The following is a 616-nucleotide window of genomic DNA, read 5'->3' as shown; positions in this document are numbered from 1 at the left end:
TATCCACACCAGGATCATCCCTTTAAATATATCGAATACCGTCACGCCCGCGGCTCCAATCCTGCCGCCGAGTCGCAACACATTTGTGGCGCCGGGATTGCCGGAACTGATGGTGCGTGGATCCGGCAGGCGCGTGATGAAGCCTGCAGATCAGGATCGCGCTTGGATACTGAGCCGCACATGCACAGGTAGGCGAGGATTATCATGCCAATCGCGATAGCATCCATAATCACATTCCATTCATCAACATTCGTTTTATTTCGTTATCTGTGGATAATACGTATATTTCCGAGGAGGTGGTATCCTAATAGCCACAAAAACTGAGTATGTCACATGGACATTGTATTTATTGAGCAATTAACGGTAATGGCGGTGATAGGCGTCTATGACTGGGAACAGCAACGCCTACAGAAATTAGTTTTCGATCTGGAAATGGGCTGGGATAACCGTCCGGCGGGGCTTAGCGATGATGTGGCGGACTGTCTGAGCTATGCAGATGTCACCGAGGCCGTGCTGTCGCTTGTGAACGGAAAGACTTTTGCGCTAGTGGAGCGGGTCGCCGAGGAGACAGCGAATCGGTTGATGACCAAGTTTAAATTGCCCTGGATACGCGTCA

At 50.6% G+C, this 616-nt stretch carries 1 protein-coding gene and 1 pseudogene; one reads left to right on the top strand and one right to left on the bottom strand.

Annotation, left to right across the window (positions count from 1 at the left end; genetic code table 11):
• Positions 1-227 (bottom strand): annotated as a pseudogene (locus tag BG74_RS15935) (glycerol-3-phosphate acyltransferase); the annotation flags it as partial.
• A gap of 106 nt (positions 228-333) precedes the next feature.
• Here BG74_RS15935 and folB point away from each other — a divergent pair.
• The coding region (gene folB / locus BG74_RS02095) for a dihydroneopterin aldolase (protein WP_439895633.1) at positions 334-616 on the top strand (283 nt) is incomplete at its 3' end.

The sequence above is a fragment of the Sodalis-like endosymbiont of Proechinophthirus fluctus genome (genome assembly GCF_001602625.1).
In the GTDB taxonomy this organism is placed as follows: Bacteria; Pseudomonadota; Gammaproteobacteria; order Enterobacterales; family Enterobacteriaceae.
This window is presented reverse-complemented; position numbering and strand designations above follow the sequence as displayed.